This window comes from Shinella sedimenti (assembly GCF_022601905.1).
Taxonomy (GTDB): domain Bacteria; phylum Pseudomonadota; class Alphaproteobacteria; order Rhizobiales; family Rhizobiaceae; genus Shinella; species Shinella sedimenti.
Window position 1 is genome coordinate 13,544 of record NZ_JAKVIN010000011.1, and the last position, 25,946, is coordinate 39,489.

Sequence of the window (25,946 nt, forward strand, 5' to 3'; positions counted from 1 at the left end):
GATGAAACAAAAATCGAAAAGAAGCTCGACTAGAAGAAAAGCGATGATTGCGACGATTGCGACAACGGTCGCAATCCTTCCCACGGTTAAACACAGCATGACTGCGGCGGCGCCTCGACTGGCGATTGAGGGAGAGACGCTGCATGGCTCGACCAAGCATTTACCAACAATGGTCCAATCGACACAGGCCACGCCGCTTGAGCAGGCAATTATCGACAATGACTACGGTCAGTTTATGAAACTCCTGAGGGCAGGAGAGAATCCCAATGTTCAAGGCTGGTATGGCTCTACCGCTATGCATCTTGCCGCTCAGCATCAAAACATTCATTACCTTGAGCAGCTCCTTGAGAATGGGGGCGATCCTAATGCCCTTGCCTCCAGACTGAAGAGGCCACCACTGTTTAATGCTCTAGACACTCGGCGGCCGAAGAATCGCGACCTGCTGATTAAGCATGGAGCGAACATCGAGCAGGAGGATAGCTCTGGAAACCGACCACTCAAGCACGCGGCTGACATCAACGATTCAGGAAGCGTTTTGCGCTTTCTTGAACTCGGAGCGGACCCCACAGCCGAGAACGACATCGGCGCGACGTTTCAATCATCGTTCTTCCGAGGGAACCCCGAGGTTATGACATGGGAAGCGTTAAGGCACCGACGCAAAGTCATCGCGATCCTGGAGGAACGCGATATCGCGCTTGATCCGAAGGCAGACCGCTACCGATAGCGGGAATCATTGACGCGTCGAACCGATTCCAGCTCCGTGGAGAACGACGCTTGCGGGCTCATCCGAAAGACCTGCTTCTGGAGCTCTTTCAGCTGATCTGTTTGACGGCACAGCCCGGATTTTGAGAAACTTGCTAGGGTTTCCCGTTGGTTGAGTTCGGAGACGAGGCCCAGGACCAAGGACTATCGCACTTCACACGTCCCATATTTGATAACGCTGATTTTGAAGGAGGAACAGGTGTCACCTTTTAACCTAATGGCGGTCATTGGTTGTTTTGCGATCGCCCTCCCATCACCATCCTATGCGATAGATTGGCTTGGTAACAGGATTGATTCCAATCTGGAAAACAACCTGCGGACCCATCAGCAGCAGGGAGCCCGGCAATATCACGGCCGTTCAAAGAAAAATCTCAACGCTCGACGGCCACTGATGCAGCACAACAATCGAAAAATGTCGGCGCAGGCCGAAAGACAAGCGCGGGCGGAAGGTCAAAGGATAATGGAAAGCCATCGTCCTCGTCTGGAGCGCGAGCATCGTCGCCGAGTGGCCCAAGATGGCAAGGCCTCAGCAGATCGATGGCTGAAGCAAGAAGCTTACGCCATCGGCGTACAGGTGGGTCGACAGATGACAAGAAAATACGCTGGCAAATAGGCTTTGGCGCGGCCTCAACGCTGACTGGTAAATGGTACCATCTGGCGACGATGGAGTGGTGCTCAGGCCCATGGCGAGATTGTCGCTCAGCTCCGAGCGAAATTTGCCAATGTATCCGACAACGAAGCCGTTGACCGCATCGAGAACAAACGGCGTCTGCCAAACGAATCCAACCAAAGGGCCGACATCCGCTCTCCGCAGCAGGCTATGAGCCCGCCTGCTCCAACGTCTTCGCAGCCAGCGGACTGAGAGGCAGGGCAGCCAATTTCCTGTCCGTCGCTACTCCTGACAATAGGCCTAACCCCAATCGAGCATGATGCTTGCCTTCCGCCAAGGGATTCGACGGGGCAAACGTCTTATCGATGAAGAGTGGTGCAAATCTTGCTGCCATCATATCGGGAGTCAGAAATGTCTGGTGTTCGTTTCCTGTTAACCGGCTTGATCATGCTCTGTATCGCCGCCCCATTACGAGCGACGGAGATCGAGCCGATCAACGGCCGATTCTCGGTTGGTAGAACAGGGATTATGTGCACCACCCAGCCTTGCCCATGGCTGGGGATCGTAGAGCTGGATAATCCTGGGCACGACCCTCTGCGACCTTTATGGGCGAACGTCGAAATGCCCAAACTGAGGGCCAGCCATGAGGATGCAGCACGCATTGCTGCGGCATGGGAGGCACATGAATGCCTGGTAGTGGACGGTTCCTTTTACACCGATGCCGCTGATATTGAAGGGTTGCCGGTTCTTCGTGTCCGTTCGATCATCGGAAACTGCCCGTAATCTGGCTCTCCCAAGTCCGAAGCATAGCCCGGGCGTGGACGGGTTTCGGCAAGCATCCAATCTTGGAAAGAGGGGCATAATGTCGCTAAGAAGATTTCTCTACGGGGGTGCAGTGTTATCTGTTGGGCTTACCTGCACCTTGGGGCTCTGGCTTGTTGTGCGGCAGGATTTTTGCGACAACGTCATCCTCCAGGTAACAAATAATCTGGGCGGTGAGTGGCAAGCTGTCGCATTCAAGCGCAACTGCGGCGCTACCACTTCGGAGTCTATAAACATTTCTCTCTTAGCTGACCACGATGTCCCTCACGGGTCCGGGAACATTTTTGTTTCTGAGGCCAGTGATGTGACGCTCACTTGGCACAGCCCGTCATTACTGGAAGTTGATTATAATCCTGCTGACCGCGTATTTCGTCAGCTCACGGACTACTCGGGCATAAAGATCCACTACTCTCCACGACCGCTCTGATCAGTTGCTGGCGCTTTGCGGTGCGAGGATGAACCGTTTTTTTAAATGTTAGCTGACGCCGCTTTCGAGCCGGGTCTAAAGTGCTGGCTCGTTGGCGCGAGTTCCGACCTTGCCAGTTTACCACGAGCAAAAAAGCGAATTACGAACCCAAGCTTCATGGCTTTAAGCACGTCATATCAACGATGAACAAAGTTTCGAGACTTCTTATGCTCAAGCGCGCGCTCCTACTTTCTGCTCTTCTGTTGACACCGCCTGTGGCTCAGGCTTCCGATCTGGGTTTCGCCGCAGAAGCGAATACCATCTGCCGAGCCATCATTGATGGCCGTAATCACCAGACGTTCAAGGCAGCCAGGGACCAAACCCTGGAACTGACGGCGGCCCATTTGCGCGGAGAAGCTCCACCAACCCCTGCCGAGGCCAAAACGCTCTCTAAGCTGCTGCAAGCCGTGAACGTTGATTTAGCCGCTGCCATCGCGCGACTACAGAGCCTGCCTCCCTCCCCCAAACTGGAAGCGTTTCTTGGCTATGGACAGTCAAGAATTGATATCAACAAGGCCCGCATCGGCTTTCTTGCCGATCTTGACAACTGGCAATGGCCACCCGCTGATGGTCTGGCTTCCAGCCGATATGATTTTAAGGCAAGTACCGCAGATCTGGGTTTCACCGATCGCGACTGCACCTTCGTTTTTGACTCGCTCGGCAATCCTCCAGCGATCGCAAATTTCATTGCCGCCGTGGCACCCGTTTGCTCCGCGGAATACGACCGCTTGATAAAGACGGATATCAATCAGTGGCGGAGGCACAATATCCACATCGTGGCCGCTCTTCGGCAAAATAAGTTGTGGGATCCCGAGGCAATTGCCGCGCTGCACCAGCTTGCTGTCGCATGGCGGGATACTACGAACTCCTTCCGACAGGCCGCCAACGCTATCAATAGTCGGCCGCCTCAGTGGGTTGACGTCCTCTCCAACATGGAACGACAGGCAGCCATATTTCAGAACCGTGCTGGCGCGACGGCTTCTGGCGACGCTGAGGCGATCGCGCAGGCCTTTGCTGTCCGTCTTAGCGTACCTGACTTCAGGGAACTGGGCTTGCAGGAAACCTCTTGCATCGCGCTGGGCACGCTGATGTAGTTTCGCTCAGCGATACCACTCAACGCGAGCAAAGCAACAATCGCGACATCAGGGGCGGCGATGAAAATTTCACGGCAAGCCCGAGAGTGCCGTCTGTTGGGAGCGACCCAGAGTATCTCGAGTCATAGGAACCTACAAATTCGAAATGGAGAAGCGCCCCGCCTTCGGGTACAATACCGCGTTCGAACGCGGGCGCTTCGAGCCCTTTTGCATCGGATGTGAGAATGCGCGAGGAAGGAAGCGGCTTCGTTGATGTCAGCTCCTGTGACCGCCTGACCAGTGACGGGTGCTACGGTCTTGATGCTTGCACCGCTCCGGAGGGGTAAGGGCCGCAGCTGTGACGCCCACTCTGAGCGATATCTTCGCGTCTGGTGAATAAAAAATGTGCTTGCATCTAATCAACGGTATAGAGGATCCATTTTATGGGCGGTGAAATTGATGTCGCGAAGCATTGGGATCACCAACGCGACATCTATCCCTGAACAAGACTTGCAGCGTCGTCCGCTGAGATTGAGTCTTGGTTCGATTGACTTTGCTCGACACCAGACTCCAGCAGCGCCGCCTGATGGCCCAGCCCTGGTTGGCCGTCAGCGCTCACAACGAGGCCAAGCCCGTGCCCAAGTCCAGCAAGCGCCTTGATGACGCGGTCGGCCTCGACTTCACCCAGCCTATCGGTGAACCGCCTGTCGATTTTGACTTTGTCGAAATGAAACTCCTGCATGTGGTAGAGGTTCGAATAGCCCGTCCCGAAATTATCCAGGGTGACCTTGACCCCAGCCGCCCTGAGAGGCGCCAGCGCCGCCTTGGCGCCATCGAGATCATTTACGATGATGTTCTCGGCCACCTCCAATTCAAGCCGCTCAGGGGAAAACTCGGAGGAAGAAAGTAGCGCGAGTATTGCTTCGCCCAGCTTTGGATCCTTGATCTGCCCGGGCATCAGATCAATGGCAACGCGAATGTGGGATGGCCATCGCGTTGCGGCTTCACATGCCTTCGCCAGTAGGCGCATGCCTATGACGTGGATATGTCCCGTCTCCTCGGCAATTGCCATAAAGCGGGCCGGGTCAATCTCCTCGCCATCATCTTCAAGCCATGAGGGCGAGACTTCGAAGGCTACGACGTTGCCCGTGCGCAAATCCAGTGTCGGTCGGAAGCGGGGGACGATCAGATCCTCTTCGACCGCCAATACCAGTGCCCTTTCCAGCCGTGCCCTCTCGCGCACCCGCTGATCCATTTCCGCCTCGAAGAACCGGATGGCTGAACGATGTTCCGCCTTGGCTCGGTAAAGCGCGACATCGGCCTTGCGCAGTGCCTCGCCTGTCGTTTCCGCGTCTGCAGGAAGCAGCGCAACGCCAATCCCTGTCCCGATCGTATGCTCAATGCCATCAATGACGATTGGGGCCTTCAGACCATGGATAATCCTCGACGCAATCGCGCCGGCGCCCTCTGCCCCCAAGACATGTGACGCCAGCACGACAAATTCGTCCCCACCCAGTCGCGCGACAAGGTCCTGCGCTCGAACTGCTCCGAGTAGCCGTTGGGCGACGACGATGAGCGCCTGGTCGCCGCTGCTGTGTCCATAGCTGTCGTTGATCTTCTTGAAGCCATTGAGGTCGAGCATGAGGACGGCATGAGACGAGCCGGCTGCCGGTGGGGAAGCAGCCGCAATTTTGAGCGCATCCTCGAAATGTCGGCGGTTGGCAAGGCCGGTCAACGGGTCTTGGAAGGCCAGTTCCCGAACATGGCGTTCAGCAGCCTGCCGGCGATGCATTTCTCTCTTTTGCTCGAAGTAGCGGCGTACTGCAAAAATGAGCAAGCCGATAGCCAACGCGACGCCAAGAAGAAGCATCTCATCAAGCTCAACTGCCTGTTCCGCAGACGACACCTGCCCTTGCGTAACAAAGATGTCGAGGGAGATACACAAGTAAGCCAGCACGGCCACCGCCGCGAGGATGATGCCAAGATCGTTGATGGAGACCCGATGGCGCATGTAAAATCTCCTCAATGCAGCTAGGTGAGATGCCGGCCTAAAGCTCGAACTTTGCTCATGGATCATTGTTTCACCTCCCGCTAACGAACTATTACGCCGCACTTGGATTAGAGGTGTTGCTAATCGTAAAGCTGGCAGAAGCCGTAACGCCTGATGTGGAGGACAGTTCGATGCACGAGCAACTTGTCGCCGAAGCCTATGAAAAACGACGAGCTGGATTGGTTCAAGAGCTCGGCCTGATGGACGATGACAGTAGCCAAGAGGCATACGATCGTATCGCCCGGCTCGCGAAGCGGATATTTGGCACGAAGATTGTCCTGATCACATTTATAGACACCGATCGGCAATGGTTCAAATCGCATCTCGGCACTGACATGACTGAGAATCCTCGCGACCAGACCTTCTGCACCCACACAATCGAGCAGAACAAGACACTCGTGGTCGAAGACGCTGCGACCGATCCTCGGTTCAGCGCCCACCCTCTTGTTCTGGGCGAACCTCGGATACGCTTTTATGCGGGCGAACCCCTATTAACTCACGACGGCCATCCGGTCGGCACCCTCTGTCTTGTCGATCACCGGCCCAAGCGGTTCTCGCAGGACGATCAGGATACTCTACGCGATCTCGCCGATCTGGTAATGACTCAGGTCCGCGTCGATCGTGACCTGACTTACCGCGATGCGGCGACCAAAATGCCAAACCGCATTCAGTTCTTTGCGGATCTGAAAGACACTTCCAGGCTTCACGATGCTGAAACTCAGTGGGTCGTCGTTATAGAACTCATAGGCCTCCAGGAATCCAATGAAGCTGTTCGTGCACTCGGGCTCGGCTATCTCTATGATCAGATTGCGCACGCTGTAAGCATTCTTCGATCAGGGCTCGGGAGCCGAACGATCTATCACGTCGGGCCAACGCACCTCGCTTTCTGTCTCGACGGCGAGAGCGACGCGCTTTCCATATTGGATGTGCTTTCTAGCGAACTTCGCAAACCGTTTGCGACGAGTTCCGGTATTCCGGCGAAGCTCGCGCCGGGGTGCGGGGCCCGCAAGATGACAAATGCGGAACTAAGCTCGCCTGATATCTTGCGCACATTGCTTCAGGCAGCGCGAGAAGCTCGAGACGACCATCGTGGGGTGGCCCTTTATGATCCAGTCGCCGACGCGGCCCAAAAGCGGTCCTACTCCCTGGCTTTAGAACTACCACGGGCCCTTGCTGAGAATGAGCTATTCCTCGTCTACCAGCCTCGCGTCGACGCGCGAACGGGACTCTGTAGTGGCGCAGAGGCGTTGCTACGCTGGAAACATCCGACACTGGGTGTTGTGTTCCCAGGTCAATTCCTGCCGTTAATTACAAAGACGCCGTTGATCCGCGATGTGACGGACTGGGTCCTGCGCAGCCTCTGCAAGCAAATTGCCGAATGGAATGCCGCCAATCTGGCCGTCCACTGTTCTTTTAACATCAGCGCCCGCAATCTCGAGGAAGTCGACTTCGTGGATCGGCTGGCAGCCGCCATCACAGAGACTGGTGTCACAAGCGCGCAGATTGAAATCGAGCTCGTGGAGGACGTATCTGTGATAGGAGATGAAAAGGTCCTTGCGAGATTGCATGCTGTACGGGATCTCGGGGTGGTTATCGCAATAGATGACTTTGGTAGCGGTTACAGTAACCTTGCTTATCTGCTTCAGCTTCCGGCCAAGGTGCTCAAGCTTGATCGCTCCATCATTGCTGGCATCCTGACCAAACCGACATACGCGACCGCGGTCGCTTCGATCATCGCGATGGGTCATCAACTCGGCTATCGGATCGTCGCAGAAGGCGTCGAGACCGATGAGATTAAGGATCGGTTGGCGGACTGGGGCTGCGATGAGTTACAGGGCTACCTGTTTTCGAAGCCCCTCGAGGTCACGGCCTTTGAAGACTGGGCACGCCGCTTCAGTGCTGAAATAAGTTCTAGGCCGTAGAACCGTCCCTGGAGGATGCTGCGGGTGAAGGCAAAAATTCGAGAAGAACGGCAAATGGCTGCCGGCCCGAATGATGCCTGGGCGATGGACTTCGTTCCCGACCCGTCAGACGCTGCGAGCCCTAACGGTTCTTTGCTTCAGATTGGCTATCCGGAGACGATCTGTGTCGATCAGGGAGCCGAATTTGTGTCGCGCGATCTTGATGGACGGGCCTACGTCAGGGCGTTGTTCCCGACTGTCAATCGGCGCGTAATGTTGACCCCTTAGCAGAGACGGCTCAACTGTGCTGCGCGTAGCACCGTCCGATCGTGCCGTTTCGAACTATCCCTCCGAGGCTGCAGCTTCAACGGCGTTGAGCGCCGCCGAGAAGGCATTATCACTTTATAAGCCTTCTCCGATTGTGATACGCGTTGACGTTTGCCCCTTTTCGACGCTGAAGAATGACTCCGGTCCGGTTAGATTAACATACTGATACGTTTGTGGTTTCTCCGGTGCGGCCGGGGTCGACCATCGGCGCCGATTGTGGGGTCAAACACATCGCGGAAACACCGCAGGCGGCGCCAACATCCGTGAAATGAACGCTGTTAGAGGACCTCTGTCAAGGACTAGCGGAAAGCTTCAGAGCGTGGGCTGAACGTGGGTTTGCCGGGCAAGGTTATGGAATTCAGCAGCGGTCATTGGCTTACCGTAGAGATAGCCCTGTGCGAACCGACATCCAAGTGACTTCAGTAGGTGCGCTTGCGCATTTGTCTCCATGCCCTCGGCGATCACTTCCAGTCCCAGACTTCGTCCAAGCTTCAGAACGGCTTCCACGATCGCTGTGTCCGCCGGCGTGGTGTCGATTGCCTTTACGAACTCACGGTCGATCTTAAGCCGCGTCAAGGGATACCTCTTTAGGAGGCTAAGGGACGCGTACCCCGTTCCGTAATCGTCGAATGCAATCCCGACGCCAAGCTCACGGATAAGGTTTAACTGCGTGAGGACATCTGCCTCTGCCCGCAGGACGGTCGTTTCAGTGATCTCCAGTTCGAGAAGGTTGGCCGACAAACCTGTTGCCCAAAGCGCGCTCTGAACGTGCTTAGCGATATCAGGATCACGTAACTGAACAGCAAACAGGTTCACGCCGACTCTGATCAAACAGCTATCTGAGGCAAGTTGAGCAGCGAAGCGGCAAGCGCTTTCCAGTATCCATTGACCGACACGAGTGGCGATGTTGCTGACTTCTAGGACAGGGATAAACTCACCTGGCGAGATCAGCCCACGCTGTGGGTGGCGCCATCTTAAAAGAGCTTCAGCGCCGACAATCTTGGAGTTCTCCAAATCGATCTGTGGCTGGAAGAAGAGCTCGAGCTCCCCAGCCTCGAAACCCCTCTTAAGGTCTTCCGCGAGACGCCGTTGCCCATCTGCCTTCACGCTCATCGCGTGACGATAAACCTCGACAGTTGCACCACCCTTGGCCTTGGCCTCATGCAGAGCCAGCAACGCTGCTTTCAAGACCGAGTTGGCGTCCTTGAAGGCTTCATTTGACGATACAGAAACAATCCCCACGCTTGCGCCGATTTGGGCAACCAGCCCGGAAACGAGCACCGGATCCTTAAAAGCTGCATGGATCGTCTCCGCGACAGCGCTGTAGTTCTTTCCCTCGATGAGCACTCCGAATTCGTCGCCGCTGAGACGTGCAACCGTGGTGTGCTCGCCAACCGACTGCCGAATACGGTCGGCGATCTGTTTCAGGACCCGGTCACCCGCTGCCATGCCGAGGCTTCCGTTGACTGTTCCAAATGCGTCGAGACCGATTTTCAGGACTGCGAACGGATCGTCAGAGCGCAGATGCTGGTCAATGACCTCCAGAAACCGGGAGCGATTTGGGAGATCGGTCAGCACGTCGTGGGAGATCAGATAGCGAAGATGATCGCGCATGCTGTTTTGCGCCGACAGATCGCGAACGATGAGGGCGATCTGCAGGCCGCCATCCTGCTCCCAGCTGGCCGGGACTACTTCAGCCATGAACTCTACGCCGGTGCGTTTTCGCATCAGTACCTCGACCGACAGCCGCGATGGGGCACGGCGGGTGCAGCTGTCTTTCAGGAAGCGCTTGAGCTCATGCCAGCCGCTCTTCGCCACCAAAGTTTCGAGCGGCTTGCCAAGTGCCTGCTGGCGAGTATAGCCAAAGATTGTCTCGGAAGCAGGGTTCCAGAAACTGATCTGGCCGGCTTCATCTGCACCGACCAGAGCCTCGGGCATCGCGGCAACGATGCTGAACGCTGCCTTGTTGAGTTCGTGGAGACGACGGCGCTCGAGATGATCCATTGTCACCTCTGCCAATCGCATCAACGTCCGCTGCTGATCCAGCGTCAGGGCCGGTCGTGGCTTGCTGTCGATAATGCAAAGCGAGCCGATATTGTGGCCGCTATCGGTGGTGAGCGGTGCGCCTGCATAAAACCGGATCGCTGGTTCTGCAGTAACAAGCGGGTTGTTCTTGAAACGAGCGTCGGCGGTTGCGTCTGGGACTACCATTACCTCCTTGCCTATGATGGTGTGGGCACAAAACGACTGATCGCGTGCTGTTTCGGAAGCGTCAAACCCGACCTTTGCCTTGAAGATCTGTCGATCTTTCTCGACAAATGAAATCAACGCTGTGGGTACGCCGAAGATTTCTGTCGCAAGCTTCGCGATATGATCGAACTCGACTTCTGGCGGTGTGCCAGCAATAGCGTAGTCGCGGAGCGCGTCGCGACGTCCGTCTTCGTTCTCAGGAAACGGGAAAGTGTCGGCCATTTCATAACTCATCAATTCCGCAGGCAGAGCCTAGAGATATTGCGTTTTAGAAACGCGAATGAACATGATTAATAGATGGCCTGCTCGGGTAATTTGAGCCCGAACCTGCCGTACATGAACAACTTAAAGGGGTTTGAGCCACGCCGGATGCGCTCCCCTTTCTTTCTTCGTACGGGTTGGAATGTTGTTGGTCTGCCTTACATGCCCGTGACGCGCGCCGCCAAGCCGCATTCGTTAAGATGTGCTGTTAACTACGGTATGACATACTGGCACACGATGGGAGGTGACTGATGGATCGGGTCTCGGAAAGCAGCGGAGCGCCGTCAGCGGACGTGATGTTGAACCTTCTGCCGGGAATGGTTTGTTACCTCAGCCCAGACCTGAGATTTCTAGCCGCCAACAAGACGTACGCGGAATGGCGCGGAACAACACTCGAAGCACTTGTTGGAAAAAGCGTTGATGAAGTCGTATCGCGGCCGAATCTCGATATCCTCAGACATCACCTGGAGGCCGCCCTCGAGGGCGAGACCGTCAGCTTTGCATACGATCTTTTGAACACACATCAAAGGCGCCACGTCAAGGTGACCTATGTCCCCCACAAGGATGGAAACGGAGATGTTCGAGGTATCCTGACAATGACGACTGATCTGAGTGATCAGCAAGATCTCAAAACCCGCGCCTCCGAAAGCCAGGCTCTCTTCGACAATGCATTTGAACATGCTCCGATTGGCATGGCGATCGTCGATCCGGCCGGTATTCTCCGCCGCGTTAATCGCAGCCTTGGTCGAATTCTTGGTTACAACGCTGTCAGATTGCTCGGCACCAATTTCCGCTCGATCACCCATCCGGATGACATCGATGCGGATGTTGCTCTCTTCGAGCAGGTTCTGGCCGGCAAGCGAAACGGTTACAAGATCGACAAGCGCTACATTACGGCCAAAGGTACCACCGTCGAAACAGTGCTTTCGGTGATTGCCATGCGTGATGGCGCCGGGGACATCATTCGGTTTGTTTCACAGGTCGAGGACGTGAGCGATCAGCGTGAGGCGTCGCGCCAGCTCGCGCAGACGAATGCGCAGCTGGCGATGGCTATCGACGCCCTTGAGGGCGGTTTCTGGCATATGGATATTCCAAAACAACATTTTGAGACATCAACAAAACTGGCGCGATTCATCGACGGATCCGGCGCGAGACCTCTCGGCGAAGAGGAGTATCTTGCAAAGATAAATCCTGAAGACAGGGAAAAGGCTGATCTTTCCGCGATTGTAGCCGGTGAACGGGATCGCTTTTCGGTCGAATACCGTCTGCAGACATCGCATGGCGAGCGCTGGATGCGCTGTGATCGCCACCTCCAGAGGGACGCCGAGGGCAGACCGGCTCAGATCATTGGCGTGGCCATCGATATCACCGATGAGCGCGAACGCGTAGCCCGCTGGGAACGCGAGGCAGACACTGACAGCTTGACAGGTCTTCTCAACCGTCGCGGCATGCAAAGAGAGATGGGACGCGATCACGCGCAGGCCTCGCTCGGGGTTCTGGCAATTGACCTCGATGGGTTCAAGAGGGTCAACGATACACTCGGCCATGCGGCCGGCGACACCGTACTTATCGAGACGGCACGCCGGATACGGTCCGTGATCCGTGAAGGCGATATCGTCGCTCGCCTGGGCGGAGACGAATTCATCGTCTTGCTGATTGGAACAGACCGTCGTTTTCTAGGGTCGGTGGCCGGGCGGATCGTAGAAGCGGTCAGAGAACCGTTTTTCGAACTGGTTCAGGACCAAAATGTCCCAGTCAGAGCAAGCGTCGGGGCCGCGTGGAGCAAGACATGGCCGAGTGACCCAAGCGTGATGTTTCAGAAGGCGGATGCGGTTCTGTATGCTGCCAAGGCCGCAGGGAAGGACACTTGGCGCATGGCAAGATAAGCGCTGGTCAAGCGGATCGCAGATCCACGTAGATCGAACCACTATCCTAGGGTTCAGACTCAATCATAGCCAAAAGGCGACGAGGGTAGCCAAGGCGACCGCAGATAGGAAGTTTCTGGCAAGCTTGTCGTAACGCGTTGCGATGCGCCGGAAGTCTTTCAGGCGGCAGAAGGCATTCTCGATGAGATGGCGGCTCTTGTAGCGCTTGGCGTCATACCGGATCGGCGCTTACGATTTGAGCGGCCTGGGATCACTGGGACGATTGCCGATTGGCGCAGCCGCTTTCGTAGACTGTTTGCGTCGTATCCCTTGTCTGCAAGGAGATATCTCGCGCCCTTCAGACCAGCCAGCAAGTGTGGCGCGACCGGACTGTCAGCGGCATTACCACCTGTCAGCATGAACGCAAACGGGCGGCCGATCACGTCCGTGAGAACGTGGATTTTCGTGGTTTGCCCGCCCCGCGAAGCCCCGATAGCTTGATTTTTCGCCCCCCTTTGCCGCCATGGGCCGAGCGGTGCGCCTTGACGTAGGTGCTGTCGATGGAGGTGCTTTTGGTGACCGCGCCGGACGTCGCAAGCGCCTCGACCAAGTCAGTCCAGAACCGTTTGCGAGACCAGCGGTTAAAGCGGTTGTAGACCGTGGTCGAAGGGCCATAGTCGGCCGGACAATCGCACCACCGGGACCCGACCTTGAGAACATGGATGATGCCGGAGATCACACGACGATCATCGACCCGGCGAGCACCGCCCTTGTTCCTCGGCAACAGCGGTTCAATGACCGCCCATTGCTGATCCGACAGCCAAAACAACCGACCCATCCAAGCCTCCAATCCGTTGATTGGAAACTTGAATCTGATTTTCTACGCCAAATCAACGCGATCAATGGGTTTTGACCCTAGCCCGCTCCTTTGCGGCATAACGCGCCTGACCGGCCCGTTGTTTCATGGAACGGCGCCGCAGCAAAAAGGACTTCAGGGTGGGCCGCGTCAAAGCATCAGTCACTCATCACGACGTGCGAAAAGCACGAAGCAATTTCCTTGTTTGCACCCAGCTTCCGAGCCCACTTAATCAAAACAGGCCCATCTCCGTCATCAGCCATACCACCCCAGACATCTTTGAACACCGGTGCGCCGGAGGAACTGTCAAAGAAGAAATACCCTGGGTCTCCAACAGGTGTTGATGCGTATATTACGGCCCAGGTTTCATAACGGAGGGCCGCATCAATTTCAACACTCGCAGGCTTCACCTTTCTATCCAGGCTCTTGGCGATGAGCATTGCGTATTCGGCCTTGTTCTGTTTCGTGAGGCTTCGATCGACACCAGCGCAAGGATCAGCAGCAGTAGCGAACTGGCTGAAGCCAAAAAATCCAAAAAGAACCACCGCATATGTTGGTACTCTGTACACGTTCACCCCTCGTCGCTGATAAATTCTAGCAAACTTATTTCGTTCTACAACCTCGATGCGTTCTCGACCCGCTAATGCGCTAGCAAGAAATTGTTTTTGAACAGGCTTCAAGCAACAGGAACTCAACGTTGTCGTCGCGCGAAAGTTTCGAAGATGTGCCGCCGCAGGTCGAATAATTATCCCCCTTTGGCACCAAGCTCGGCGGACACAGTGGCGGTTTGGCCGCATTGAGGCTTAGACGACATCGATGCATCGGCGAACTATCACCGCCTGCCGTGACCTTCGAGCAACATGGCCCCGTACAGCTTCTCGTCTTAGCTCTTATCCTTGCAATCGAAGCGCTCCACGTACCCTTGTTTCCAACTGGGCAGCGCACGAAGATTGGACCTCGGACACGAGTGGAACTTAAGCTCTCGATGGGAATCGAACCGTCGCCCCCCGCGCTAGCGTAATCACCCGCTTCGCGGCAGATGTTCTGGCCATTCCTGCGCGCCGTGGAGTACGTATACATATCGTATCAACTTGCCGCTCAAGACATTGTATTAATTGTAAATATACGTTAGCCTTCGGCTCCACGGTGTCCTATTCATTTTTTGAATGGGGCTTTTACGCCTGCGGCGAAGGATGAGTAGAGCCCGAGCCGTACCATGGAACGGCTACCGCCAACTACCGATGCCGCGGACTGCTCGATCAGATCGAATGCACTCTCGAGCGAAGAGGCGAGTTTTCGTCCGGCATCTGTCAAGCTGATACTTCGTCCGCGCCGCTCGATCAACTTTTCACCGGTCGCTTGCGAGAGCTTGCGCAATTGATGGCTCGCAGCGCTCTGTGTAACGCCCAGTTCGTCAGCCGCCGCAGTCACGGACTTATGACGGGCAACAGCTTCGAAGACCTGGTATCCTCTAAGATTAAGCTGAGTTCGGCGTTTCTTCATTCCCTCTGTCCAAACAAATGCTTGTCATTCGTGTAAGACTTGAATGTGCGATAGTTCTTTGCGAACCGCCAGCGCTTTTCCTTTGCCCTGACGATTGCTCCCTGCAGCTCAACAAACATGTTTACGCCCGATTTGCTACAGCAGCGGATCATCATAGATTGCTAAAGAAGAGTCATCTGTGAACTTTGTCGATGTTGGCGAGAGATCCAGTGGCCCATCAACTGAGAGTGAGTGCCACCTAAGCGAGGAGAAGAAGCTATGAGATTGCTCGTTCTTGGCGCCTCCGGAAATGTAGGAAAGATACTGATGGAGCAGGGCGTAGCGCGGGGACACCACATCACAGCGCAAACGCGTAATCCTGCGAACCTGCCCGAGATAGTCGGCATCAGCGTGATTACCGGTTCTCCAACGGACACAGGATTTTTGAACAAGCATGTCACAGGCCACGACGCCGTTATTCTGGCCATCGGAATAAATAACATCGGCAAAACGACTTTGTTCTCGGATAGCGCTAAGGCTGTGATCAGCGCAATGCATGCCGGCAACGTGAAACGCCTCATCACAATAACTGGAATTGGCGCTGGAGAAACGAAGGGGCATGGAGGATGGCTCTACAATCGGATCATCTTTCCACTCTTCACCCACAATCGCTACGCCGACAAGGACCTGCAGGAAACTCTTATCGAACACTCAGATTTAGACTGGACGATCGTACGGCCGGCCCCTTTCAGAAGACAGGTTCACAAAGGACCACTGCATATCGTCGGGGATGTTCCAAAGGGGCTGCAATTGCGCTCTATTACCCGCGCGGAAGTCGCCGCCTTCATTCTGGATTGCATTGAGGGGGAGCGATACGTTCGGCAAAAACCTTTCATTGGTCATTCTTGATGTTGAGCGCGCGGACGACAACTTGGACCACCAGAAGGTAGCTCATGCAGTCCCGGTGTGATCTGAATCCTTCAGCTTTCGGACGCCCATAAGGCGTTCATTCTGAAGCAAGGTGATGAAGGAGTGTCGGTGGCGGAGATCTGCCGGAAGGCAGGGATCAGCCAATCGACCTATTTCAATTGGAACAAAAATACGCGGGCATGCTGCCGCCGGAGATGAAGAAGCTCAAGCAGCTCGAGGACGAGAATGCGCGGTTGAAGAAGATCGTCGCGGACCTGACGCTGGACCGTGAGATTTTGCAGGATGTCATTCGGCGAAAGCTCTAACGCCTGCTCGGAAAAGCGAGATGGTGAAAGGCGTGTGCCGGGATTGGATGATCTCGATCCGGCGTGCCTGTGGGCACTGAACTACGATCGGTGGTACGGGGCCGGAAGGGCGCACCTGCCGCGAATACCGTTTCTGGTGCATCAAGAAGTGGCGGAACGTCGATGACGACGAATACGAGCAGTATTCCGCCCGTCCGGCTACCACTCCAATAGGCACAAGACCGCGCCTAACGAGCTGAGAGAAGCGAAGTGCAACCGGCCCATCCTGAACAAGGCGAACCGGCTCGTCCCGCATTGTGCAAAGGCGTGCCACCAATGCCTTCGTGCATCTACCGCCGCATGAGTTCGAGCGCGTGAGGGCAGTCGATGCTGCCATGTGCATGCTGGCGCCGACCAGAAGCGCCGGCCCGGTGCGTTTCCCCGAGAACGTGATTGCTCAATTCATGATGGACGAGTTCGAGGCAGGCGCACAGGCTGCAGGGATGGTCCGACATGGAGCGCCAGCGGTTCAACAACCAAACCATTTTCGCGGCCAGTTAAAGAAGGTACTGCCGAATGGCAGGAAAGCGAAGACATCCCTGCGCGAACACGCCGATATGGCGATCGACCGGCTGAGTAACGTGGTCCGCGCTCGGGTTCTCGCTATTACTGCATAACTTGATGCGCTGGAAGCAGCCGAGAGGCTTGGGGAATCGATGCTGTCGCTTAGAAACATTGAAATGTTTAGTGATTTGTGGCTGCCCAGATCGCGGACCTCGATTAACGAGGCAACACTCGCCGGGCCACGGGGCGGATTTCATCGCACCGCGAATCAAAGAGTATTGCTTGAAATCCAGGGGTAAGGCGCCGCGCCGCAAGCGCGAGCCTACTGGTCGGCGTACTTCTCTTTCATCTGCCGCCCAACGCGGGCGCCGATGGCAAAAGATTCATTCTTCAGCCACCGCTCGGCCGAGGCTTTTCCGTCGCGAGCCACGCGGCGTCGATATTCTCGCTCCAGGCGGGGGCGATGACTGTCCATTATACGCTGTCCCTCAGCTCGCGCCTGGCGCTCTGCCTTGGCAGACATGGTCCGATTTGACTTGCGGGATTTTCGCTTTTTTGCGTCTCAACTTTCGCTTCGACGCGCCCTTTACTCTCCGGCTTGCTATGCGGCTGAGTAGTCCCCGTTCTATTATCGATGTTGGGGCCCGTAGGGCTCTCAAGCCCCTCGATTGCTAGCGATGGCGAAGGAAGCGCGACAGCTAGGCTGATCAGGACCGCTGAGAGTGCAAAATGTGAAAAGTCATTTCTCCTTCTATGACCGAACATGGTCACAGTTGGGTCGATTTCGAGGTCGCGGGGATACTTTGTGCTTGAGGACAGGAAAATTGCAAGCTTGGACAGTGGTTCTAGCGCGCCGTTCCTCTCCCGACCCCATACGCTATCGATGCCGAAATGTGGAAGAATTGGCTACGCGCAGCGGGGCGGTGACAACTTACATCGACTAGGGAATACTCGGGTTAATTGATTCGGGGGCGCTGCACGATGAAACTGCTGAATGCTTCGTTGGTGATCGCTCCGCTGGCTTTGGCGCCAGCCTTTGCCCTAGCCGGTGATCTGGTCGATGAGATCAGGCTTGGTGGAAGCGGGATCATCGATAGCAAGTCATCGAAAGACAAGGGCTTCGTTGGATCCGCCGAGATTTACCTATCCCCGTTTGAAAGCTCACAAACCGGTGTTGCGAAGGTCCTACTCGAGCCGCGTGTTCAAATCGGTGCCTCGGCCGGCGCTTCTGGCACAGATCAGATTTACACTGGCCTAAATTGGCATTTACCGCTTGGCGAGACGTTTTTCGCAGAGGCGGGCATCGGCGGGACAGTGCATAACGGCAACCTTGACACCGGCAACGGCCCACGGCTCGGCTGCCGGTTTTTGTTCCGTGAGCATGTGGCGCTCGGGGTCAAGGTGACTGAGACCGTGAGTGTTATGGCGACTGCTGATCATTCGTCCAACGCCAACCTTTGCGACGGCCCCAACGATGGTATCACCCACGCTGGGCTTGCGATCGGCGTGAAGTTTTAGAGCTTCAGATGCTTAGTCACCGCTCTTTCCTAGACCGGACGGACCATCAAGGCGACTGGCAGTAGCGGCCAGAATTCGTACCGCCTCCATTACTGTCGCAACGCCTTGCATGAGCATCGCGGTATCCCGTGTCTCGGCGGCCTTATCAATCTCAAGCGCTCGGAGGCGCAGCCCAGCACTTTCAGATTCCAGGCGGGTTAGAAGGTCGTCATTCATGGCGCTCTCCTTCAGGATGCGTATGCAGCTTAATTCGAATGCTTTGGTGCTTCTAAATTGACGGCCGTCCGCCCCTCCTTCAGAGGAGGCTTCTGAGCAGTTCCCGAGATATGGTCTGAAGACCCGGCTCCCTTCGTGGCTTTGGGCTGCTTGTGTTCCCTTGCCGCAGGATGCGTGCCGTCAGAGATGCTGCCTGCGTGAGGGTCTTCAACGGCCGGCGTGGGCGTGGAGGCGGTGTTGTTATGCTTGGTCATGGGGTTCTCCTTTCCAAGAAGAATGCAGCCATGTCCCAAGCGGTTCCGTCAGCGTCTCGCCGCGTTCTAAAATTGGTTCCTCTCTGTATCCTAGGTGGAGGGTAGATACAGGGGCTTCAGTCGTAGGATTTTGCCGAACGTAGCCTTGGGGCTGCATATATTCGCTCGATAGGGCGCAAACTTCCATGTTGCGCGCTTGAGATAGCGCATGGTCGTAGATTCTCCGAGCGTGGCGGCAGAGTGGTAGTGCTGGCAACAGTAGAGACGTCTAGATGCCGCAGGAACGCGAAATTCGGCAGTACCCAGCCTGTGGCTGAGGAAGGCGGGCCCAACTCAAATCCTGCTTGCAGGTCGGCGGCCTGGCCTCCGCCGTCTGAATTCGCCTAAAGGCAAACGAGATCGGGAAGAGCTTGCGGGAAAAAACACAGTCCGGTGACGCGTTGGCGCGGTTCGGCTTCGGCTGGATAAACAAATTCGCGAGCAACCGGAGGCAGCGCACGGAGACGGGTGCCACCGAGCCTTCCGACCCTATAAGGAATAGCCGACAATCATGCGGATACGGCCCACCCGGCACAATGCCGCAGAGCCGGAGACCGGAGCTTAATGCTTCAAGGACGAATGGTCCTGCCCGCAGCGCGAGCATCGCTTGTTGGGCCAAGGGTGGTAGACGTATAGGAATAGTCCGCTATCGCTCTTGAACAGCGACAAACCGCATTTCGGGCAAGTTAGTACGAACACGAAAAATAGGGCGTGCACCGCGAAGACAGCGCTGGCTGCCGTGGAGCTGCTTATTCCCAACAGGCTGGCTAGGCCAGTTGTCCAATCCGGTGACGTGAGAATGAGAGCGACGGTCCAGATCATGAACAGCCATGCTTTATAATATCGGGTCATGTGACGATGCTATATCGCGTCATATCGAGCATCGAAAGATGCGCGATCACGCCGTCCGAAACGAGAGCCGGGCTTAGGTCCGGCTTCTCGGATGCTGTCAGGGGCACCGACGGTATTGGTGGCAGTCGCGTGATGTGCAATGACCGGTTGGCTCACGGCGGTTGTTTATGCACGTGTAGACCGTCGCTTGACCAATATAATCGATTGACCCGATACAGGAGTCTCCTTCGGGGAGAGAACCGCAGGATAGTGCTTGCAAGCTAATATCGGGTACGGACATTTTTTCGTTCCACCATGTCAGCGGAATGAGCGTTACATAACTGTAGAATCGAGAGTAGCGCGAAAGCGAGCACTGCCAGTTTTCTCATGATCCTCTCCATGGGCCGAAAACAGCAAAAGATTGCAACGCAAAATCGCAAGAATCGATAGGCCTATCAGGTGCTTCTCTCTGTATCCCCGGTGGAGGGTAGAGACAGCGGCTTCTAGTCATTACTCTGTCGTAGAACATGTTGCGCGCTCGCCATACGGCCCTTAGCTGTCTAGAGATATCATTCTCATCACGGTGTTTGTATTGCTGCCAGCTCTCTCGCGATCTCGCCAATGTTTTGGTTTGTCGGATAGCGCGAAAAGCGCTTTCGGCGTGAGCGTTGATCTCAGCCATCAATTCATCATCATCTTTCAATTCACCCTCCCATGGTCAGCCCATGCCAGTATTGAAAAATGCCCGGCTGGGAAATGCGTTACTTCGTCGGTCGGACTAGCGAAATCACCCTAGGCTTTGAAGGAGCATCGAGCCAATCGATCCACTTGTCGCGCTCTTCCGTAGTTTCGAAGAATCTCCAGAGTTTGTAACCCTCGTCAGTAGTCTCCAACATCTCGCCGAGGGATACGAGTTCCAGCGGTAGTGGTACCTCGTTTCCGTCGAAGCGCACCATGTAGACAGCCTGATCCGCGAGGCGGACCACCTGGCCAGTAGCATAGCTGCCATCCGGATCGTCGACGGTGAAGTACATACCGGTGAGGGTATCGAAGGTCTTCTCATTCATGGGTAAACAGAGCCAGTCTTCAAGAGTTCTAGAGAACCGAAACTCGCGTAGCATCGACCACAAAGCAAGCTCTTGATTGAGCGGCCACAACCTCCAGAAAGCATGTTCGGGATACACGGATCACCGTTCACGCCCGCGCCGGACATGCCCGAGTGGGTGCAGGCCAGGTTCCTTGATAAGGCATCTCCAGTCGCAAACCCGGAGCCCGCCCACCTGGCCGACGCCCAAATCGGCTATCTCTGGGCCGCGGTGAAGAACAAACGCAAAGGCAAGCGGGTTATAGGCCAGTGCGAGACCGGGACCCCTCAGGGCGCGATGAGCACGTGGGCGAAGGCTCGCGTCGAGCAGCAGATAACGGATCGGTTCGGCTCATTGCCGGACTTCATCATCACGCTCGATGCCAACTACTGCGCCGCCTGTGGTGTTGCCGAGTTCATGGCTCTGGTTGAGCACGAGCTCTATCACGCCGCCCAGGACGTCGACAGTTTTGGCGCCCCGAAGTTCAACAGCCAGACCGGCCGCCCGGTCTTCACCATCCGCTGGCATGACGTAGGGCAGTTCATTGGCGCGGTTCGCCGTTATGGGGCAGATGCCGCCGGCGTCCATGAACTGGTAGGCGCCGCCAGCCGGCCGCCCGAAATTGCCCGCGCTCACATCGAGCATGCGGCACATGCGATCTTCGCGTCGCCTAGGTGACGACAATCCAACCTTTTTGCACCTGTTCGGTGACATCGATGTCGAACCGCTTCACTGCTGCCGCAGCTCCGTTCATGCTCAGTGGTGCCAGGTGCAGGAAGTATGAGGCATTGCGGCTTTTGGTACGTTCAATGTCGGTCTCGGACAGCTTCTGCCCAACGTAGGTGCCACTGGCGATCTCGTGCCCATCAACCACAACCGTTTGCTTCACCATGAACTTCATTGGCTTGATGGTCATCGACTTCCTCCATTTGAATGGACTTTGACACGGCCATGGCGAAAGCGAAACTCTCCGATGAGGTGAAAACCTACATCGTGCAAGCCCTGGCATGTTTCGATGCCCCGTCGATCGTCGTCGCGGCAGTCAAGAAGGAGTTCGGGATCGAGTTCAGCCGGCAGCTTGTCGAGAGACACGACCCGAACACGAAGGCGACTTCAAGCTGGCGGAGAGGAGGCCAGTCAATGGGCGATGCCCTCGTGATTTCGATGGCATCGCCCGTGAGACGATGCGGCCTAGAATACCGCCAGATATTTCAGCAGCGAAATGACGCCGATGATGATGACGATAATGCGGGCAATCTGCTTCATCTTTGCATCAACCGGCAGCATACCGATGAGATAAAGCACCAGCACGATTACCAGGAAGGTGATCAAGATGCTGACCAAAACTGATGTTCCCAAAGCCCCAACTCCTAAAGCGAGCGCTGAATTGCGCCATAGGGGCGTAACTATGGCGTTGAAATCAGAAGGAAAGGGTCGGCTCGCGAAATCTTGACCGCACGTGACAGCAGTCGAGCATGCGTCTCAGGAGACGGTAAACGGCGGATTAGATTTCGCCCTTGGGAAGCTTGCGGCGGGCGTTCTTCAAGCCCTTTTCCGCATCCTTAAGAAGCTCGTCTCGATTTTCGTCGGCCTCTTTCCCAGTGCGAGCGCCGGCAGCCGCGCCTGAATCTCGTGTAAGATAACTTTCGCGCGAACGGATGACCCCATCGTCACCGCAACCGGCAAAGTCCATGTTCTGGTCAATTCGACGGTATTCTTTTCGTGTTTTGGCATGCCAACTACATGGTGGGCGCGATATCTAGGGTCAATGGACACAAGCCGGCACTCCATATGAAATGGATTCAGGAATGGCTTCCTTAATCTTCGTTCGCTGAAAGCACCTTATGCCAAAGCACATGCCGCGCGTTGGTGGACCTCGCTGCGGGGCGATCGAGGAAAGCACGCTCATACACTGCTTAAGAGCAGGCTCGTCTCGCTGTTGGCGACACCATCGATCATGCGGACCTCACGCAGAACGCGGTCGAAATCCGAAAGGCTTGCGGCACGGATGTTGGCGATGAGGTCCCAATTGCCGTTTGTCGTGTGCAGGGAATACACTTCGGGCAAGCCCCGCATCTTGCGGATGACTTGAGTGGTTGATTTCCCAACCACCTCGATCATCATGACGGCTTGCACAGTTTGCTCGTCATAGTCCTCACGGACGCGGACAGTGAAGCCGAGCAGCGTTCCTGTTTCCATCAAGCGATCGAGGCGGTTCTGAACGGTGCCGCGCGCGACGCCCAGCGCGTCTGCAAGCTTCGCGAGAGACGCACGACCGTCAGCACGCAAATGCGCGATGAGACGACGGTCGAGATCGTCGGGGATGTATTTTGCGATGCTCACGTGACGAGTGACCTTTTTAACAATTCCCATGGCTATTTTGCACAACGTCTTACATAAATTGACACTATTCTGCAATTTTCGCCAGCACGTTTGACAGCTATCCTGGAATTCGATCACCACTGAGAGGGTAGCCCATGACCGCACCGCAACCATCCGCCAAGGCATTCGTGCCCTTTGTCAGCGTCGAAACCATGATGCGACTTGTCCACCACATCGGCATCGAGACGATGCTCGTCGAACTCGCCGGTACCATTGAAGCGGACTTTCGGCGCTGGGACGTTTTCGACAAAACGCCCCGGATCGCCTCGCATTCCAATGACGGTGTCATTGAGTTGATGCCGACATCGGATGGCGAGATCTATGCGTTCAAGTATGTGAACGGACACCCCAAGAACATCGCGCAGGGCCTCCAGACGGTCACGGCCTTTGGGCTGCTCGCACAGGTCTCCACTGGTTATCCGCTCCTGCTGGCCGAAATGACACTCCTGACGGCGCTTCGCACCGCTGCGACGTCTGCCATGGCGGCACGTCACCTGGCGCCCAAGGGCGTGACGACCATGGCGATGATTGGCAACGGCGCTCAAGCCGAATTCCAGGCACTTGCGATGAAGGCCTTGCTCGGCATCAAGACCGTTCGTCTGTATGACATTGATCCGCAGGCCACCGAGAAAACGCGCCGCAACCTGACGAGAAGCGGGTTGGAGCTTATTACCTGCAACACCGCACAGGCCGCAATTGAAGGTGCGGGCATCATCACCACCTGTACCGCTGACAAGCAGTACGCCACGATCCTAACCGATAACATGGTCGGCGCGGGGGTACATATCAACGCGATCGGCGGTGACTGCCCGGGCAAGACGGAGCTGCATAAAGATATCCTTCTGCGAGCTGACACCTTCGTGGAGTACTCGCCGCAGACACGCATCGAAGGCGAGATACAGCAGATGGCCGAAGGCTATCCGGTAACCGAGCTATGGCAGGTGGTCTCCGGCGCGATGGCGGGCCGGCGTGATCAGAACCAGATCACACTCTTCGACAGCGTCGGCTTCGCCATCGAGGACTTCTCCGCACTGCGCTACGTCCACAAGAAACTCAGCGGCACCGGGTTCTCGCAGGATCTCGACATCATCGCCGATCCGGACGATCCGCGGGACCTCTTCGGCATGCTCCAGCGCGCGCAGTGAGCTACAGCATGCGCCATTCCATCCAAGCCCCCGCAGCCGTCGCCATGGTTCGTCCCCACCATTTCACCGTCAACACCGAAACGGCGGCAGACAACAGCTTCCAGACCATCTCCGATCACGGCGAGGATCTGGCCTCGAGAGCCTATGCCGAGATCACCGCTGCTGCGGCGACCCTGGAGAGCCATGGGGTCAAGGTTCATCTCTTCGAGGACGAAGGCACGTCAACGCCGGATTCCGTCTTTCCTAACAATTGGTTCTCCACCCATGCGGGCGGTCATGTCGCGATCTATCCGATGAAGGCTGAAAGCCGGCGGCGGGAGCGGCGATCCGATATTATCGAGATGCTGAAAACCGAGTACCGGGTACAGGATGTCATAGATTATTCCGGACTCGAGCCGGACGCCCTATTCCTCGAGGGCACCGGCGCCATGGTGCTCGATCACATCGACCGCGTCGCCTATGCCGTTCGCTCGGACCGAACCAATCCGATCGCGCTGGAGCGGTTCTCGACCCACTTCAACTTCGAACCCATGGCCTTCGAGGCCTGCGACAGCAATGGTATGCCGATCTATCATACCAATGTGCTGATGTGCATCGGCACGGATTTCGCTGTAATCGGAACCGGGATGATCAGCGATAGACGACGCCGCGAAGAGGTTGTGGGGCGCCTCGCACGCTTCGGTCGCCGGATCATCGATTTGAGCGAAGAGCAGATCAGTCGCTTCGCGGGCAATGCGCTGGAGTTGCAGGCAACAGACGGCCGCATTCTCGCCCTCTCCTCGACAGCACTCGATGCGCTCGACGCTGGCCAGCGCGCGGCCATCGAGGAAAGTGCCCGTCTTGTCGCGCTCGATATCCCGACTATCGAGCGGGCGGGCGGCTCTGTTCGCTGCACACTGGCGGGCATCCATCTGACGCCGCGGCACTGATCGCAAGAATAAAAAGGCCCGCCTCTTGCGGGCCTTTCGCTTATTACGCTTTTGAACTCAGTCGGCCTGGCGCACAAGGACACCCAGAGCCGTCGTGATCAGCCGTGCGAAGGTCAACGCACCGATACCATCGACGTCACGCTCGGGCATGAACTCGACGAAATCCATTGCCGCGATCCGGCCGCGCGCCGCCGCGCCCTTAATGAGGTCGACGGCCTGATAATAGCTGAGGCCACCTGGCGCCCGGCCGATGACACCCGGGAGGAGGGCCGGGTCGAGCGCATCCGCATCGATGCAGATAATGATGTTGCTGCCGTTGGGAATACGCTCAAGCACCGCTTCGACGCCGTTCTTGTGCACGTCATAGGCCGGGAAGAACTCGGCACCCCATGACACCGCGTCCTCGTAATCACTGGTCGCGGCCGAGCCGATGCCACGAGCGCCGACCTGAATGATACGCTCGATATGCGGCATTTCGGACGCGCGGCGCATCGTCGAGGAAAGGCCGAGCCGCTCACCCATATGAACCTCACGCCAGTCGATATGTGCATCGATCTGCAGGATGGTGAATTTCGCGCCGTTCGCCTGCGCACCGATCGCCTCAATCATCGGGATCGGGATGGAATCGTCGCCGCCGAGAAGCACCGGCACCGCCCCGCGTTTCAGGAAGGTCGAAACCGCGTCGGCGATCTTCTGCCGGTTTGCCGCGCTGTCCGCCTCATCGAAGGTGAGATTGCCGCAATCGACCGGCCGTAGCTTGGCGCTTGGGAAGACGGGGCCGCCGTGATCGAAATCGTGCCGATCCACATTGGCGGTCAACGAACCGGTCGCCTGGCGCAGGGCGTCCGGCCCGTTGCGGCAATAGGCGCCGACGGCGGCATAGGGCGTCGCGCAGGGCGCGCCGAGGATGGCGACCGGCGCGGTCATCGTCTCAAAATCGGCGCAGGCTTCCAGCCCCAGGAATGTCTTCGTTTCGGCCGCCGCGCCAAACAGCGCGCCGAGGTCTGCCTTATTGTCCATGAACGTCTCCTCTGCCCGGCCGAA

Annotated in this window: 25 protein-coding genes and 4 pseudogenes; 15 read left to right on the forward strand and 14 right to left on the reverse strand. The window is 56.5% G+C overall.

What is annotated here, in order from left to right; translation table 11 throughout:
- The first annotated feature begins 1 nt into the window (after nt 1).
- From MKI86_RS21740 to MKI86_RS21755, 4 genes are all read left to right on the forward strand, one after another.
- Entirely contained in the window at nt 2-724 is a 723-nt protein-coding gene (locus tag MKI86_RS21740; protein ID WP_241605265.1) for an ankyrin repeat domain-containing protein, read from the forward strand.
- A 237-nt stretch (nt 725-961) separates the two neighbouring features.
- Entirely contained in the window at nt 962-1,375 is a 414-nt protein-coding gene (locus tag MKI86_RS21745) for a hypothetical protein (protein WP_241605267.1), read from the forward strand.
- Between the two features lie 408 nt (nt 1,376-1,783).
- Nucleotides 1,784-2,155: a hypothetical protein gene (locus MKI86_RS21750; RefSeq protein WP_241605269.1), complete on the forward strand. Its 372-nt coding sequence runs from the start codon at nt 1,784-1,786 to the stop codon at nt 2,153-2,155.
- A gap of 672 nt (nt 2,156-2,827) precedes the next feature.
- Nucleotides 2,828-3,754 carry a hypothetical protein gene (locus MKI86_RS21755; protein WP_241605271.1) on the forward strand — a complete coding sequence of 309 codons (927 nt, stop codon included), beginning with the start codon at nt 2,828-2,830 and terminating at the stop codon, nt 3,752-3,754.
- A 472-nt stretch (nt 3,755-4,226) separates the two neighbouring features.
- On the opposite strand, the gene MKI86_RS21760 is transcribed toward MKI86_RS21755, so the two are convergent.
- Nucleotides 4,227-5,744, reverse strand: a complete 1,518-nt coding sequence (locus MKI86_RS21760) for a putative bifunctional diguanylate cyclase/phosphodiesterase (RefSeq protein ID WP_241605273.1) — start codon at nt 5,742-5,744, stop codon at nt 4,227-4,229.
- Nucleotides 5,745-5,914: 170 nt separating this feature from the next.
- Between MKI86_RS21760 and MKI86_RS21765 the strand changes: the two genes are divergently transcribed.
- Both MKI86_RS21765 and MKI86_RS21770 read left to right on the forward strand, forming a co-directional pair.
- The gene (locus MKI86_RS21765) at nt 5,915-7,705 is read left to right on the forward strand and encodes a sensor domain-containing phosphodiesterase (RefSeq protein WP_241605275.1); all 1,791 of its coding nucleotides are present in this window, start codon (nt 5,915-5,917) and stop codon (nt 7,703-7,705) included.
- Between the two features lie 21 nt (nt 7,706-7,726).
- A pseudogene (locus MKI86_RS21770) lies at nt 7,727-7,933 on the forward strand (IS3 family transposase); the annotation flags it as partial.
- A gap of 390 nt (nt 7,934-8,323) precedes the next feature.
- Here the strand turns inward: MKI86_RS21770 and MKI86_RS21775 are convergent.
- A complete protein-coding gene (locus tag MKI86_RS21775; RefSeq protein ID WP_241605277.1) occupies nt 8,324-10,483 on the reverse strand; it encodes a sensor domain-containing phosphodiesterase in 2,160 nt (719 codons plus the stop codon).
- Nucleotides 10,484-10,773: 290 nt separating this feature from the next.
- Between MKI86_RS21775 and MKI86_RS21780 the strand changes: the two genes are divergently transcribed.
- Nucleotides 10,774-12,408 (forward strand): GGDEF and EAL domain-containing protein, encoded by a 1,635-nt coding sequence (locus MKI86_RS21780; protein WP_241605279.1) that lies wholly within the window; start codon nt 10,774-10,776, stop codon nt 12,406-12,408.
- Nucleotides 12,409-12,471: 63 nt separating this feature from the next.
- Here the strand turns inward: MKI86_RS21780 and MKI86_RS21785 are convergent.
- The 3 genes and pseudogenes from MKI86_RS21785 to MKI86_RS21795 form a co-directional block, all read right to left on the reverse strand.
- Nucleotides 12,472-13,225, reverse strand: a pseudogene (locus MKI86_RS21785) (IS5 family transposase).
- A 176-nt stretch (nt 13,226-13,401) separates the two neighbouring features.
- Nucleotides 13,402-13,923 (reverse strand): hypothetical protein, encoded by a 522-nt coding sequence (locus MKI86_RS21790; RefSeq protein WP_241605281.1) that lies wholly within the window; start codon nt 13,921-13,923, stop codon nt 13,402-13,404.
- Nucleotides 13,924-14,398: 475 nt separating this feature from the next.
- On the reverse strand, nt 14,399-14,746 hold the full coding sequence (locus MKI86_RS21795) for a LysR family transcriptional regulator (protein WP_241605283.1): 348 nt from the start codon (nt 14,744-14,746) through the stop codon (nt 14,399-14,401).
- Nucleotides 14,747-15,004: 258 nt separating this feature from the next.
- On the opposite strand from MKI86_RS21795, the gene MKI86_RS21800 reads away from it, so the two are divergent.
- The 3 genes and pseudogenes from MKI86_RS21800 (at nt 15,005) to MKI86_RS21810 (ending at nt 16,616) form a co-directional block, all read left to right on the forward strand.
- Entirely contained in the window at nt 15,005-15,634 is a 630-nt protein-coding gene (locus tag MKI86_RS21800; RefSeq protein ID WP_241605285.1) for an NAD(P)-dependent oxidoreductase, read from the forward strand.
- Between the two features lie 66 nt (nt 15,635-15,700).
- A pseudogene (locus MKI86_RS21805) lies at nt 15,701-16,051 on the forward strand (transposase); the annotation flags it as partial.
- 283 nt (nt 16,052-16,334) lie between these two features.
- The gene (locus tag MKI86_RS21810; RefSeq protein ID WP_241605287.1) at nt 16,335-16,616 is read left to right on the forward strand and encodes a hypothetical protein; all 282 of its coding nucleotides are present in this window, start codon (nt 16,335-16,337) and stop codon (nt 16,614-16,616) included.
- Between the two features lie 209 nt (nt 16,617-16,825).
- Here MKI86_RS21810 and MKI86_RS21815 read toward each other — a convergent pair whose 3' ends face one another.
- Complete coding sequence (locus MKI86_RS21815) at nt 16,826-16,978, reverse strand: hypothetical protein (protein ID WP_241605288.1); 153 nt, start codon at nt 16,976-16,978, stop codon at nt 16,826-16,828.
- Between the two features lie 506 nt (nt 16,979-17,484).
- Here MKI86_RS21815 and MKI86_RS21820 point away from each other — a divergent pair.
- Nucleotides 17,485-18,021, forward strand: coding sequence for an acyloxyacyl hydrolase (locus MKI86_RS21820; protein ID WP_241605291.1), 537 nt, complete (start codon nt 17,485-17,487; stop codon nt 18,019-18,021).
- Nucleotides 18,022-18,033: 12 nt separating this feature from the next.
- On the opposite strand, the gene MKI86_RS21825 is transcribed toward MKI86_RS21820, so the two are convergent.
- The 3 genes from MKI86_RS21825 to MKI86_RS21835 form a co-directional block, all read right to left on the reverse strand.
- Nucleotides 18,034-18,237 (reverse strand): hypothetical protein, encoded by a 204-nt coding sequence (locus MKI86_RS21825; protein ID WP_241605293.1) that lies wholly within the window; start codon nt 18,235-18,237, stop codon nt 18,034-18,036.
- A 29-nt stretch (nt 18,238-18,266) separates the two neighbouring features.
- The gene (locus MKI86_RS21830) at nt 18,267-18,491 is read right to left on the reverse strand and encodes a hypothetical protein (RefSeq protein WP_241605295.1); all 225 of its coding nucleotides are present in this window, start codon (nt 18,489-18,491) and stop codon (nt 18,267-18,269) included.
- A 1,631-nt stretch (nt 18,492-20,122) separates the two neighbouring features.
- A complete protein-coding gene (locus tag MKI86_RS21835; RefSeq protein WP_241605296.1) occupies nt 20,123-20,428 on the reverse strand; it encodes a hypothetical protein in 306 nt (101 codons plus the stop codon).
- A 144-nt stretch (nt 20,429-20,572) separates the two neighbouring features.
- Between MKI86_RS21835 and MKI86_RS21840 the strand changes: the two genes are divergently transcribed.
- Nucleotides 20,573-21,124 carry a putative metallopeptidase gene (locus MKI86_RS21840; protein ID WP_241605299.1) on the forward strand — a complete coding sequence of 184 codons (552 nt, stop codon included), beginning with the start codon at nt 20,573-20,575 and terminating at the stop codon, nt 21,122-21,124.
- Here MKI86_RS21840 and MKI86_RS21845 read toward each other — a convergent pair.
- Nucleotides 21,117-21,362 carry a hypothetical protein gene (locus tag MKI86_RS21845; RefSeq protein WP_241605300.1) on the reverse strand — a complete coding sequence of 82 codons (246 nt, stop codon included), beginning with the start codon at nt 21,360-21,362 and terminating at the stop codon, nt 21,117-21,119. The two genes, MKI86_RS21840 and MKI86_RS21845, sit on opposite strands and share 8 nt — an antisense overlap.
- 35 nt (nt 21,363-21,397) lie before the next feature.
- Between MKI86_RS21845 and MKI86_RS21850 the strand changes: the two are divergent.
- Nucleotides 21,398-21,562, forward strand: a pseudogene (locus MKI86_RS21850) (DUF2280 domain-containing protein); the annotation flags it as partial.
- Nucleotides 21,563-21,637: 75 nt separating this feature from the next.
- On the opposite strand, the gene MKI86_RS23825 reads toward MKI86_RS21850, so the two are convergent.
- From MKI86_RS23825 to MKI86_RS21860, 3 genes are all read right to left on the reverse strand, one after another.
- Complete coding sequence (locus MKI86_RS23825; protein WP_304951167.1) at nt 21,638-21,805, reverse strand: Thivi_2564 family membrane protein; 168 nt, start codon at nt 21,803-21,805, stop codon at nt 21,638-21,640.
- Nucleotides 21,806-21,950: 145 nt separating this feature from the next.
- On the reverse strand, nt 21,951-22,139 hold the full coding sequence (locus MKI86_RS21855; RefSeq protein WP_241605426.1) for a hypothetical protein: 189 nt from the start codon (nt 22,137-22,139) through the stop codon (nt 21,951-21,953).
- 212 nt (nt 22,140-22,351) lie between these two features.
- Nucleotides 22,352-22,819: an Lrp/AsnC family transcriptional regulator gene (locus MKI86_RS21860; protein WP_241605302.1), complete on the reverse strand. Its 468-nt coding sequence runs from the start codon at nt 22,817-22,819 to the stop codon at nt 22,352-22,354.
- Between the two features lie 104 nt (nt 22,820-22,923).
- On the opposite strand from MKI86_RS21860, the gene ocd reads away from it, so the two are divergent.
- Together ocd and ctlX are read left to right on the forward strand one after the other, a co-directional pair.
- The gene (ocd, locus tag MKI86_RS21865; protein WP_241605305.1) at nt 22,924-23,973 is read left to right on the forward strand and encodes an ornithine cyclodeaminase; all 1,050 of its coding nucleotides are present in this window, start codon (nt 22,924-22,926) and stop codon (nt 23,971-23,973) included.
- Nucleotides 23,974-23,981: 8 nt separating this feature from the next.
- Complete coding sequence (gene ctlX / locus MKI86_RS21870; RefSeq protein WP_241605306.1) at nt 23,982-24,902, forward strand: citrulline utilization hydrolase CtlX; 921 nt, start codon at nt 23,982-23,984, stop codon at nt 24,900-24,902.
- Nucleotides 24,903-24,959: 57 nt separating this feature from the next.
- Here the strand turns inward: ctlX and MKI86_RS21875 are convergent, their stop codons facing one another.
- A complete protein-coding gene (locus tag MKI86_RS21875; protein WP_241605308.1) occupies nt 24,960-25,922 on the reverse strand; it encodes an arginase family protein in 963 nt (320 codons plus the stop codon).
- Nucleotides 25,923-25,946: the final 24 nt, after the last annotated feature.

Excerpts from the sequence above, each read along its gene's own strand:
- ocd (WP_241605305.1), top strand. The coding sequence starts at position 22,924 with ATGACCGCACCGCAACCATCCGCCAAGGCATTCGTGCCCTTTGTCAGC.
- MKI86_RS21755 (WP_241605271.1), top strand. The coding sequence starts at position 2,828 with ATGCTCAAGCGCGCGCTCCTACTTTCTGCTCTTCTGTTGACACCGCCT.
- MKI86_RS21800 (WP_241605285.1), top strand. The coding sequence starts at position 15,005 with ATGAGATTGCTCGTTCTTGGCGCCTCCGGAAATGTAGGAAAGATACTG.
- MKI86_RS21830 (WP_241605295.1), bottom strand. The coding sequence starts at position 18,491 with ATGACCAAGCATAACAACACCGCCTCCACGCCCACGCCGGCCGTTGAA.
- MKI86_RS21750 (WP_241605269.1), top strand. The coding sequence starts at position 1,784 with ATGTCTGGTGTTCGTTTCCTGTTAACCGGCTTGATCATGCTCTGTATC.
- MKI86_RS21855 (WP_241605426.1), bottom strand. The coding sequence starts at position 22,139 with ATGGACTTTGCCGGTTGCGGTGACGATGGGGTCATCCGTTCGCGCGAA.
- MKI86_RS21860 (WP_241605302.1), bottom strand. The coding sequence starts at position 22,819 with ATGGGAATTGTTAAAAAGGTCACTCGTCACGTGAGCATCGCAAAATAC.
- MKI86_RS21810 (WP_241605287.1), top strand. The coding sequence starts at position 16,335 with ATGTGCATGCTGGCGCCGACCAGAAGCGCCGGCCCGGTGCGTTTCCCC.
- MKI86_RS21815 (WP_241605288.1), bottom strand. The coding sequence starts at position 16,978 with ATGGACAGTCATCGCCCCCGCCTGGAGCGAGAATATCGACGCCGCGTG.
- MKI86_RS21875 (WP_241605308.1), bottom strand. The coding sequence starts at position 25,922 with ATGGACAATAAGGCAGACCTCGGCGCGCTGTTTGGCGCGGCGGCCGAA.
- MKI86_RS21825 (WP_241605293.1), bottom strand. The coding sequence starts at position 18,237 with ATGAATGACGACCTTCTAACCCGCCTGGAATCTGAAAGTGCTGGGCTG.
- MKI86_RS21820 (WP_241605291.1), top strand. The coding sequence starts at position 17,485 with ATGAAACTGCTGAATGCTTCGTTGGTGATCGCTCCGCTGGCTTTGGCG.
- MKI86_RS21845 (WP_241605300.1), bottom strand. The coding sequence starts at position 21,362 with ATGACCATCAAGCCAATGAAGTTCATGGTGAAGCAAACGGTTGTGGTT.
- MKI86_RS21835 (WP_241605296.1), bottom strand. The coding sequence starts at position 20,428 with ATGAATGAGAAGACCTTCGATACCCTCACCGGTATGTACTTCACCGTC.
- ctlX (WP_241605306.1), top strand. The coding sequence starts at position 23,982 with ATGCGCCATTCCATCCAAGCCCCCGCAGCCGTCGCCATGGTTCGTCCC.
- MKI86_RS21765 (WP_241605275.1), top strand. The coding sequence starts at position 5,915 with ATGCACGAGCAACTTGTCGCCGAAGCCTATGAAAAACGACGAGCTGGA.
- MKI86_RS21840 (WP_241605299.1), top strand. The coding sequence starts at position 20,573 with ATGCCCGAGTGGGTGCAGGCCAGGTTCCTTGATAAGGCATCTCCAGTC.
- MKI86_RS21780 (WP_241605279.1), top strand. The coding sequence starts at position 10,774 with ATGGATCGGGTCTCGGAAAGCAGCGGAGCGCCGTCAGCGGACGTGATG.
- MKI86_RS21775 (WP_241605277.1), bottom strand. The coding sequence starts at position 10,483 with ATGGCCGACACTTTCCCGTTTCCTGAGAACGAAGACGGACGTCGCGAC.
- MKI86_RS21795 (WP_241605283.1), bottom strand. The coding sequence starts at position 14,746 with ATGAAGAAACGCCGAACTCAGCTTAATCTTAGAGGATACCAGGTCTTC.
- MKI86_RS21740 (WP_241605265.1), top strand. The coding sequence starts at position 2 with ATGAAACAAAAATCGAAAAGAAGCTCGACTAGAAGAAAAGCGATGATT.
- MKI86_RS21760 (WP_241605273.1), bottom strand. The coding sequence starts at position 5,744 with ATGCGCCATCGGGTCTCCATCAACGATCTTGGCATCATCCTCGCGGCG.